Annotated in this window: 10 protein-coding genes; 3 read left to right on the top strand and 7 right to left on the bottom strand. The window is 63.7% G+C overall.

The annotated features are described in order from the left end of the window. Nucleotides 1-94: 94 nt before the first annotated feature. From Q8Q83_RS09385 to glyQ, 4 genes are all read right to left on the bottom strand, one after another. Nucleotides 95-868 carry a 1-acyl-sn-glycerol-3-phosphate acyltransferase gene (locus tag Q8Q83_RS09385; protein ID WP_305623141.1) on the bottom strand — a complete coding sequence of 258 codons (774 nt, stop codon included), beginning with the start codon at nt 866-868 and terminating at the stop codon, nt 95-97. A gap of 32 nt (nt 869-900) precedes the next feature. Beyond that, nucleotides 901-1,434 carry a D-glycero-beta-D-manno-heptose 1,7-bisphosphate 7-phosphatase gene (gene gmhB, locus Q8Q83_RS09380; RefSeq protein ID WP_305623139.1) on the bottom strand — a complete coding sequence of 178 codons (534 nt, stop codon included), beginning with the start codon at nt 1,432-1,434 and terminating at the stop codon, nt 901-903. A gap of 88 nt (nt 1,435-1,522) precedes the next feature. Next, the gene (gene glyS, locus Q8Q83_RS09375) at nt 1,523-3,634 is read right to left on the bottom strand and encodes a glycine--tRNA ligase subunit beta (protein WP_305623138.1); all 2,112 of its coding nucleotides are present in this window, start codon (nt 3,632-3,634) and stop codon (nt 1,523-1,525) included. Then, on the bottom strand, nt 3,631-4,623 hold the full coding sequence (gene glyQ / locus Q8Q83_RS09370; protein ID WP_305623136.1) for a glycine--tRNA ligase subunit alpha: 993 nt from the start codon (nt 4,621-4,623) through the stop codon (nt 3,631-3,633). Before glyQ ends, glyS begins: the two co-directional genes overlap by 4 nt. Before the next feature lie 66 nt (nt 4,624-4,689). On the opposite strand from glyQ, the gene Q8Q83_RS09365 reads away from it, so the two are divergent. The 3 genes from Q8Q83_RS09365 to Q8Q83_RS09355 all read left to right on the top strand — a co-directional run bounded on the left by Q8Q83_RS09365 (nt 4,690) and on the right by Q8Q83_RS09355 (nt 6,651). Then, nucleotides 4,690-5,244 (top strand): DNA-3-methyladenine glycosylase I, encoded by a 555-nt coding sequence (locus Q8Q83_RS09365; RefSeq protein ID WP_305623134.1) that lies wholly within the window; start codon nt 4,690-4,692, stop codon nt 5,242-5,244. Between the two features lie 152 nt (nt 5,245-5,396). Then, nucleotides 5,397-6,284: a lysophospholipid acyltransferase gene (locus Q8Q83_RS09360; protein ID WP_305623132.1), complete on the top strand. Its 888-nt coding sequence runs from the start codon at nt 5,397-5,399 to the stop codon at nt 6,282-6,284. A 100-nt stretch (nt 6,285-6,384) separates the two neighbouring features. Further along, nucleotides 6,385-6,651, top strand: coding sequence for a PilZ domain-containing protein (locus Q8Q83_RS09355; RefSeq protein WP_305623130.1), 267 nt, complete (start codon nt 6,385-6,387; stop codon nt 6,649-6,651). A gap of 34 nt (nt 6,652-6,685) precedes the next feature. On the opposite strand, the gene Q8Q83_RS09350 is transcribed toward Q8Q83_RS09355, so the two are convergent. The 3 genes from Q8Q83_RS09350 to rsmB all read right to left on the bottom strand — a co-directional run. Beyond that, nucleotides 6,686-7,021 (bottom strand): tetratricopeptide repeat protein, encoded by a 336-nt coding sequence (locus Q8Q83_RS09350; RefSeq protein WP_305623128.1) that lies wholly within the window; start codon nt 7,019-7,021, stop codon nt 6,686-6,688. A gap of 20 nt (nt 7,022-7,041) precedes the next feature. Then, a complete protein-coding gene (trkA, locus tag Q8Q83_RS09345; RefSeq protein WP_305623126.1) occupies nt 7,042-8,415 on the bottom strand; it encodes a Trk system potassium transporter TrkA in 1,374 nt (457 codons plus the stop codon). 12 nt (nt 8,416-8,427) lie between these two features. Beyond that, nucleotides 8,428-9,246: 16S rRNA (cytosine(967)-C(5))-methyltransferase RsmB (gene rsmB / locus Q8Q83_RS09340; protein ID WP_305623124.1), on the bottom strand; the 819-nt coding region annotated here is incomplete at its 5' end.

The raw sequence follows: 9,246 nt of genomic DNA, 5'->3' as shown, positions 1-9,246 counted from the left end.
CGTCACTTATTTGGAATGACCAAACTACGCTCCTCGTGCCTGGCCCCGCGCAAAAACAGGCTCCGGCGCGGCCGCGACGAAACATCAACAGACCCTAAGCTGTTTCGCTGAGATCGCAGGGCGCCGCGTCGGCGTCGAGCGAGCCGATGCTGCGTTGCGCCTGGCTGACCCACGCGAAGGCGCGGTCGTTGAGTTCGGCGATTGCCCGTGGGCCAGTGCCGCTCGCGTGCATAAGCGGGCCTATGACCACCTGGATGGTGCCGGGGGTCTTGCGCCAGCCGAGTTTCGGCCAGAATTCGCCGGCGTTATGGGCGATGGGCAGTACCGGCAGGTTGGCGTTGACCGCGAGGGCGGCGCCACCCCGGCTGAACTTGCCGATCTGTCCGGCGGGAATGCGCGTGCCTTCCGGAAAGACCAAGACCCAGGCGCCCTGCCCCAGGCGTTTATGGCCCAGCTTGGCCAACTGCTTGAGGGCGGCCTTGGGGTTGCTGCGGTCGATGGCGATGGGCTTGAGCATGGCCATGGCCCAGCCGAAGAACGGCACATAGAGCAGCTCGCGTTTGACCACCTGGCTCAGTGGCTCGAAAAAACCGCAGAGAAAGAAAGTCTCCCAGGTGCTCTGGTGTTTGGCCAGGATCACGCAAGGTCGCTGCGGGATATTCTCCAGGCCTTTGATCTCGTAGCGGATGCCGACCACCACCTTGGCCAGCCAGGTGGCGCAGCGGCACCAGTTCTGCACGACGAAACGATAACGGGCGCGAAAGGGTAAAAAGGGCGCAACGAAGACGCTGAGGGTGCACCAGAAGAAGGCGCTGGCAGACAGCAGAAAATAGAAGAGGAAGGTTCTGAGGGTCTGCACTGTCGACATGGGAGCTTTTACCGTCGCAGGCAGGGCCTGCTTTATAAGTGGAGAAGCTGAGCGGCAATCGCCGCCAGATCATCGAATACCAGGGTACCTTCTGGCAATGCCTTGGCCAGGGTACGTTCGCCTTTGCCGGTCTTAACCAAAACCGGCTGACAATCGACGGCCAGCGCGGCGCTCAGGTCACCGCTGCTGTCGCCAACAAACCAGACCCCGCGTAGCGTCGTCCCATAGTACGCAGCAATCTGTTCGAGCAGGCCGGGTTTTGGCTTGCGGCAGGCGCAGCCGTCGTCCGGGCCGTGGGGGCAGTGCAGGATCAAACCCAGCTCACCGCCCTGCTCCGCCACCAGTTCGCGCAGACGCTGGTGCATGGCTTCCAATGCGGCCAGGTCGTAATAGCCGCGGGCAATGCCCGATTGGTTGGTGGCCACGGCCACCGTCCAGCCGGCTTGCGACAGGTGCGCAATGGCCTCGATGGCGCCGGGTAGCGGAACCCATTCGTCGAGGCTCTTGATATAGGCGTCGGAGTCGTAATTGATTACGCCGTCGCGGTCGAGAATCAGCAGTTTCATAATTGAGCCTCAAGCGGCAAGCCACAAGCTTCAAGACTGCCCGTTCCAGGCTTGCGGCTTGAAGCTTGTAGCTTGCAGCTGCTGAGCATCAGCCCAGTACCGAGATATCGGCCACGCCGAGGAACAGGCCGCGCAGCTTGGCCAGCAGGGCGTAACGGTTGGCGCGCACGGCGGGGTCTTCGGCGTTGACCAGCACGGCCTCGAAGAAGGCGTCCACCGGCTCGCGCAGGTTGGCCAACTGGCTCAGCGCCAGGTTGTACTGACGCGCCTGGGCCAGGGGGTGCACCGCGTGCTCGGCGTGCTGGATAGCGGCGTTGAGGGCGAACTCGCTGGGGTTGTCGAAGTGATGGGCTTCGACGCTGGCCGCCACCTGACCTTCGGCCTTACTCAGCAGGTTGGACACGCGCTTGTTGGCGGCGGCCAGGGCCGCGGCCTGGGGCAGGCTGCGGAAGGCCTGCACGGCCTGCACGCGTTGGTCGAAGTCCAGCGGCGAGGTCGGGCTGACCGCGCGCACGGCCTGGTACACGGCCACTTCGACGCCTTCGTCCTCATAACGGGCGCGCAGGCGGTCGAAGACGAAGTCCATGACCTGGGCCTTGAGTTCGGCGGCTGGATCGGCGGCGACCGCTTGACTGTCGTCCTCGATCAGGTCGGACAGCGAGATCAGCTTCAGCTTGGACGCCAGCTGATCGATGGCGAAGGCGATGGCCTCGGCCAGGTCCAAGTCCAGCTGCTTCTCGATCAGGATGCGCAGCACGCCCAGGGCGGCGCGACGCAGGGCATAGGGGTCCTTGCTGCCGGTGGGCAGCATGCCGATGCCGAAGATGCCGACCAGGGTATCCAGCTTGTCCGCCAGGGCCACGGCCGCACCGGTGATTGTGCTCGGCAGCTCGGCGCCGGCACCGCGCGGCATATATTGCTCGTTCAACGCTAGGGCCACGTCTTCCGGCTCGCCGTCGTGCTTGGCGTAGTAGTAACCGGCGATGCCCTGCATTTCCGGGAACTCGCCGACCATCTCGCTGGCCAGGTCGCACTTGCACAACAGGCCGGCACGGGCCGCACGCTGGGCGTCGCCACCCACGCGAGCGGCGATAAAGCCGGCCAGGGCGGACACCCGCTGGGCCTTGTCGTAGACCGAACCGAGCTGGGCCTGGAACACCACATTGGCCAGGCGCTCATTGAAGGTTTCCAGCTTGTGTTTCTTGTCCTGCTTGAAGAAGAACTCGGCGTCGGTCAGGCGCGGACGCACCACCTTCTCGTTGCCTTCGATGATCTGCGTCGGGTCTTTCGACTCGATGTTGGCCACTGTGATAAAGCGCGGCAGCAGCTTGCCGTCGGCATCCAGCAGGCAGAAGTATTTCTGGTTGTCCTGCATGGTGGTGATCAGCGCTTCCTGCGGCACCTCGAGGAAGCGTTCCTCGAAGGAGCAGACCAGCGGCACCGGCCATTCGACCAGGGCGCTGACTTCATCCAGCAGCGCCGGTGGCACTATGGCCGTGCCCTGCTGTTCGGCGGCCAGTTGCGCGATACGCGCGGCGATCTGTTCACGGCGTTCGGCGAAGTCGGCGATCACATAGGCGCTGCGCAGGTCTTCGGCGTAGTTGGCCGGCGTGGCAATGCGGACGTCCTGGTTGGCATGAAAGCGGTGGCCACGGGAGATCCGGCCGGACTTCTGCGCGAGGATTTCGCAATCGATCACCTCATCGCCGAACAGCATCACCAGCCACTGGCTTGGGCGGACGAATTCGGTCTTGCGCGCGCCCCAGCGCATGCGTTTGGGGATAGGCAATTCGTTCAGCGAGGTTTCGACAATAGCCGGCAACAGGCCGGCCGCGGCCTGGCCTGGAATGCTCTGGCTGAATTTCAGCTTGGGTCCGCTGCGGTCGATTTCCGCCAGGTCGACGCCACACTTCTTGGCGAAGCCCAGGGCCGCTTGAGTCGGATTGCCGTCCTTGTCGAAAGCCGCCTGCACGGGCGGGCCATCGAGGTTCTGGGTGCGATCCGGTTGCTGGCTGGCGAGTTGCTCGACCAGCACCGCCAGGCGCCGCGGCGCGGCGTAATAGCGAGCGTTGGCGTAGCTCAGACCAGCGGCCTTGAGGCCTTTCTCGACACCGGCCAGGAAGGCTTCACCGAGAGTCTTCAGGGCTTTCGGCGGCAGCTCTTCGGTGCCCAGTTCTACCAGGAAATCGTGCGCACTCATTCTGCTGCCTCCTTCTTGTTGCCCACTACTTCATCTTGAAGAGGATTGCTCTCTTGCAGCTTGGCCAATACTTCATCGCGCAGGTCGGGGGCAGCGAGGGGGAAGCCGAGTTTGCGCCGCGCCTGCAGGTAGCTCTGTGCCACCGAACGGGCCAGGGCGCGCACGCGCAGGATATATTGCTGACGCGCGGTCACCGAGATGGCGCGGCGGGCATCCAGCAGGTTGAAGGTGTGGGAGGCCTTGAGCACCATCTCGTAAGTCGGCAGCGGCAGCTCCAGTTCGATCAGGCGGTTGGCTTCCGACTCGTAGAAGTCGAACAGTTCGAACAGTTTCTCGACGTTGGCGTGCTCGAAGTTGTAGGTGGACTGCTCCACCTCGTTCTGGTGGAACACGTCGCCATAGGTGACCTTGCCGAACGGGCCGTCGGTCCACACCAGGTCGTACACCGAGTCGACGCCCTGCAGGTACATGGCCAGACGCTCGAGGCCGTAGGTGATCTCGCCGGTCACCGGGTAGCACTCGATGCCGCCGACCTGCTGGAAGTAGGTGAACTGGGTGACTTCCATGCCGTTCAGCCAGATTTCCCAGCCCAGGCCCCAGGCGCCCAGGGTCGGCGATTCCCAGTTGTCTTCGACGAAGCGGATGTCGTGCACCAGCGGGTCGATGCCGATGGCCTGCAGCGAGCCGAGATACAGCTCCTGGAAGTTTTCCGGGTTGGGTTTCAAGACCACCTGGAATTGGTAGTAGTGCTGCAGGCGGTTGGGGTTCTCGCCGTAGCGGCCGTCGGCCGGACGCCGGGAAGGCTGCACATAGGCGGCGTTCCAGGTCTCTGGGCCGATGGCGCGCAGGAAGGTGGCGGTGTGGAAGGTGCCGGCGCCCACTTCCATATCGTAGGGCTGCAGCACCACGCAGCCCTGCTTGGCCCAATACTGTTGCAGGGCGAGGATCAATTCTTGGAAGGTGCGCACGGCAGGCGTAGTCTGGCTCACAAATTTCACCCGTACTTTGGCGGCGTCAGAAAGTCCGCGAGTATACCGAAGCTCAGGAAAACCCGCATGCCACGCTGCTTCTGGTGCACCGACGATCCTTTGTATATCGCCTACCACGACCAGGAATGGGGAGTGCCGCAACGCGATCCCCAGGCGCTGTTCGAACTGCTGCTGCTCGAAGGCTTCCAGGCCGGCCTGTCGTGGATCACCGTATTGAAGAAGCGCGAGCGCTACCGCGAGGTGTTGCTGGGCTTCGATGTGCAGCGCCTGGCGGCGCTCAGCGACGAGTACCTCGAACAGCTGATGGGCGATGCCGGCATTATTCGCAATCGCCTCAAACTCAAGGCCGTGCGGCAGAACGCCCAGGCCTGGTTGAGGCTGGAGGACCCGGTGGCGCTGTTGTGGTCCTTCGTCGGCGGCAGGCCCAAGGTCAATCACTTTAGCGAACGCGGTCAGGTGCCGGCGGTAACGGCCGAAGCCGAAGCCATGAGCCGCGCGCTGAAGAAGGCCGGCTTCACCTTTGTCGGCCCGACCATCTGTTACGCCTATATGCAGGCCGCCGGCATGGTTATGGACCACAGCACCGACTGTGATCGCTATGCCGAGCTGGCGGCTGTGTAGGTTGGGCTGAGCTTAGCGAAGCCCAACATTTATGAAATTGCCAAGCGGAGCCGTAAACGGCTCCCTGTTGGGCTTCGCTCCGCTCAGCGCCAACCTACGTCTCTCCAGCCAAGCGGTTACAATAGGCGCCTTTTGGCCTGCTGGAGTTGTTTGTGGAAAAGCTCAAAGGTGCCCTGGCGGTGGGCTTTCTGCGTTTATTCGCGCTGCTGCCCTGGCGCGCCGCACAGGCGGTGGGCGCGGTCATCGGCTGGCTGATGTGGAAGCTGCCGAACGGCTCGCGCGAGGTGGTGCGCATCAACTTGGCGGCCTGTTTTCCGCAGATGCCCGCCGCAGAACGTGAGGCCTTGGTGGGCCAGTGCCTGCGCGATACCGGCAGGACCCTGACCGAGAGCGCCTGCTCCTGGATCTGGCCAGGGCAGAAGTCCTTGCAGCGGATTCGTCAGGTCGAAGGTTTGCCGGTGTTGCAGGCCGCCTTGGACAGTGGCAAAGGTGTAGTGCTGATCACCAGCCACCTGGGCAATTGGGAATTTCTCCTGCAGTACGCCTCGTCCATCTGCCAGCCGGTGCTGCTGTATCGACCGATCAAGATGCAGGCGGTCGACCAGCTGTTGCAGAAGAAGCGCACCCAGCTGGGCAGCACCCTGGCCGCCTCGACCAAGGAAGGCATCCTCAGCCTGATCAAGACGCTGCGCAAAGGCGGCGTGGCCGGGATTGCCGCCGACCCCGAGCCGAGCCTGAGCAGCGGCCTGTTCGTGCCCTTCTTCGGCGTGCCGGCGCTGACCAGCAAATTCGTGCCGTCGCTGGTGAAGGGGCATAAGGCCGAGGCGGTGTTTATCCATGCCCTGCGCCTGGACGATGGCAGTGGCTACCGGGTGGTGATCGAAGCGGCCCCGGAAGCCCTGTATGGCGAGGATCTCGAGGCCGCGGTGGCCGCCATCAACCAGGGCATCGAGAAGCAGGTGCGCCAGGCCCCCAGCCAATATATGTGGAATATGAAGCGCTTTAAAAAGCGTCCCGCCGGCGAGGCCAAGTGGTATTGAGCCGAGTGAGCCGCGCTAGCTTTGTCGGCTTGCGGGGCCCAGGTTGCGGGCTGCGGCTGCTCTCGGCTAGGCTGCAGACACGCACTCTGACGGATGCAGCATGAGCAACCAGCGAAAAAATACCCGCACGCCCCTCAAGGTTCGCCTGCGCATCGAGCATCCGCTGCACGGGGAACTGATAGTCACCACCCGGGATATTTCCGAGTGCGGCGTCTATGTGCTGATGGACCAGGCGCAGAGCATGCTCAGCCTGGGCGAGCGGGTGATAGGCCAGGTGCAGGGTTTGCCAATGGAGGCGCCGATTCTGACGCTGGAAGTGGTGCGCATCGAGGCCTTGGGCGTTGGTCTGCGCTTTGTAACGGAATAGTCGGCCCGACGCGGCTGGCTAAAGCGCCGTCTCGCTAGTCCGCTTGTCTTGGCGGGTTTGCCGCCTTGTCCAGGCGGCGCAGAAATACGCTGATTTCCTTCTCCGCCTGTTTGTCGCCCTTCTCCTGGGCGACTTGCAGTCCCTGGGTCCAGGCCTGCCTGGCGTCCTCCAGTAGCCCCTGCTTATTCAGCGCCTGGCCGAGCAGCTTCCAGGCGGCCGAGTAGTGCGGGTCGAACGCTACGCAATGCTGCAGATGCTCAGCTGCCCGGGCGAAGTCGCCGGCATCCAGATAACCCTTGCCCAGGCCGAAACGCAGCAGGGCGTTATCCATGCCTTTGGCCAGCATTTTTTCCAGGGCTTCGTTGCTCATCGGACCTCCCGTGCTGTCGCTTAGAAGAAGGTTAAGCCAACCTGGAACAGGCGCTCGGCGTCGCGGATATATTTCTTGTCGACCAGGAATAGGATCACATGGTCGCCGGACTCGATCCGCGTATTGTCATGGGCGATCAGCACCTCTTCGTTGCGGATGATCGCGCCTATGGTGGTACCCGGCGGCAGGGCGATGTCTTCGATGGCGCGGCCGACCACCTTGCTCGACTTGGCATCGCCATGGGCGATCGCTTCGATGGCCTCGGCGGCGCCGCGGCGCAGCGAGTGCACGCTTTCGATATCGCCGCGGCGCACGTGGGTCAGGAGGGTGCCGATGGTGGCCAGCTGCGGGCTGATGGCGATATCGATCTCACCGCCTTGCACCAGGTCGACATAGGCCGGGTTGTTGATCAGCGCCATCACCTTGCGCGCACCCAGGCGCTTGGCCAGCAGGGACGACATGATGTTGGCTTCGTCGTCGTTGGTCAGGGCCAGGAAGATATCGGCGTCGCTGATATTTTCCTCCACCAGCAGGTCGCGGTCCGAGGCGCTGCCCTGCAGCACTATGGTGCTGTCCAGGGTTTCCGAGAGGTAGCGGCAGCGCGCCGGGTTCATCTCGATGATCTTCACCTGGTAGCGGCTTTCGATGGCTTCGGCCAGGCGCTCGCCTATATGCCCGCCGCCGGCGATCACCACCTTCTTGTAGTTGTCCTCCATGCGGCGCATTTCGCTCATCACCGCGCGGATATGGGCCTTGGCGGCGATAAAGAACACCTCATCGTCCGCTTCGATCACCGTATCACCCTGCGGCATGATCGCTCGGTTGCGGCGGAAGATGGCCGCCACCCGGGTGTCGACATTCGGCATATGCTGGCGCAACTGGCGCAGTTGCTGACCGACCAGTGGGCCGCCGTAATAGGCCTTGACCGCCACCAGCTGAGCCTTGCCGCCGGCGAAGTCGATCACCTGCAGGGCGCCGGGGTATTCGATCAGGCGCTTGATATAGTTGGTCACCACCTGCTCCGGGCTGATCAGCACGTCGACCGGAATCGACTCGTTGCTGAACAGGCCGCTGCGGGTCAGATAGGCCGCTTCGCGCACCCGGGCGATCTTGGTCGGGGTGTGGAACAGGCTGTAGGCCACCTGGCAGGCGATCATGTTGATTTCGTCGCTGTTGGTCACCGCCACCAGCATGTCGGCATCGTCCGCGCCGGCCTGGCGCAGCACCGTGGGAAAGGAGCCGCGGCCCTGCACGGTGCGGATATCCAGACGGTCACCGAGCTCGCGCAGGCGCTCGCCATCGGTATCCACCACTGTGATGTCGTTGGCCTCGCTGGCCAGATGTTCCGCCAGGGTGCCGCCGACCTGACCGGCGCCGAGAATAATGATCTTCATGCAGTCTGTTCCTTAGCCGCGGGGTGCAGCGATTTTGCTCAGCTTGGCATAGTAGAAGCCATCGTGGCCGTCCACTTGCGGCAATAACTGGCGGCCATGGGCTGTTGCGATGCCTGCTGTTGGTTGGTCCGAGGCGCCTGGGATATCCAGCTCGCGGGCATCCGCAGTGCGAGCGAGAAAGGCGGCGATATTCTCGCTGTTCTCCGCCGGCATCACCGAGCAGGTGGCGTAGAGCAGGATGCCGCCCACTTCCAGGGTCGGCCACAGGGCATCCAGCAGCTCGCCCTGCAACTGGGCCAGGGCCGGAATATCCTCGGGTTGACGGGTCAGCTTGATATCCGGGTGACGACGAATCACCCCGGTGGCCGAACAGGGTGCGTCGAGCAGGATGCGCTGGAAGGGCCTGCCATCCCACCAGGCGTCCAGGTTGCGCCCATCGGCGGCGATCAGCTCGGCGTGCAGATTGAGGCGCTGGAGGTTCTCGCGCACCCGTACCAGGCGCTTTTCTTCCAGATCCACCGCCACCACGCCAGCCAACTCGGGTTCGCTTTCCAGCAGATGGCAGGTCTTGCCGCCGGGGGCGCAGCAGGCGTCCAGTACGCGCTGGCCTGGAGCCAGTTCGAGCAGCTCGGCCGCCAGTTGCGCGGCTTCGTCCTGCACGCTGAGCCGGCCTTCGGCAAAGCCCGGCAAGGTGGTGACATCGCAGGCCTGCAGCAGGCGAATGCCATCGCGGCTGAATGCACAGGGCTCGGCTTCGAAGCCGACCCGGCGCAGCTCGGCCAGGTACTGATCTCGCGTGCCCAGGCGGCGATTGACCCGCAGGATCAGCGG

Origin of the sequence: Pseudomonas sp., assembly GCF_030696055.1 — a bacterium.
Lineage (GTDB): Bacteria > Pseudomonadota > Gammaproteobacteria > Pseudomonadales > Pseudomonadaceae > Aquipseudomonas.
Note: the sequence above shows the minus strand (reverse complement) of the source record. Positions and strands in the feature narration are given on the sequence as shown.

Bases quoted from the DNA above. Each gene is read 5' to 3' on its own strand.
- Q8Q83_RS09385 (WP_305623141.1), bottom strand. From the start codon at position 868: ATGTCGACAGTGCAGACCCTCAGAACCTTCCTCTTCTATTTTCTGCTG.
- gmhB (WP_305623139.1), bottom strand. From the start codon at position 1,434: ATGAAACTGCTGATTCTCGACCGCGACGGCGTAATCAATTACGACTCC.
- glyS (WP_305623138.1), bottom strand. From the start codon at position 3,634: ATGAGTGCGCACGATTTCCTGGTAGAACTGGGCACCGAAGAGCTGCCG.
- Q8Q83_RS09365 (WP_305623134.1), top strand. From the start codon at position 4,690: ATGCCACGCTGCTTCTGGTGCACCGACGATCCTTTGTATATCGCCTAC.
- Q8Q83_RS09355 (WP_305623130.1), top strand. From the start codon at position 6,385: ATGAGCAACCAGCGAAAAAATACCCGCACGCCCCTCAAGGTTCGCCTG.
- Q8Q83_RS09350 (WP_305623128.1), bottom strand. From the start codon at position 7,021: ATGAGCAACGAAGCCCTGGAAAAAATGCTGGCCAAAGGCATGGATAAC.
- trkA (WP_305623126.1), bottom strand. From the start codon at position 8,415: ATGAAGATCATTATTCTCGGCGCCGGTCAGGTCGGCGGCACCCTGGCG.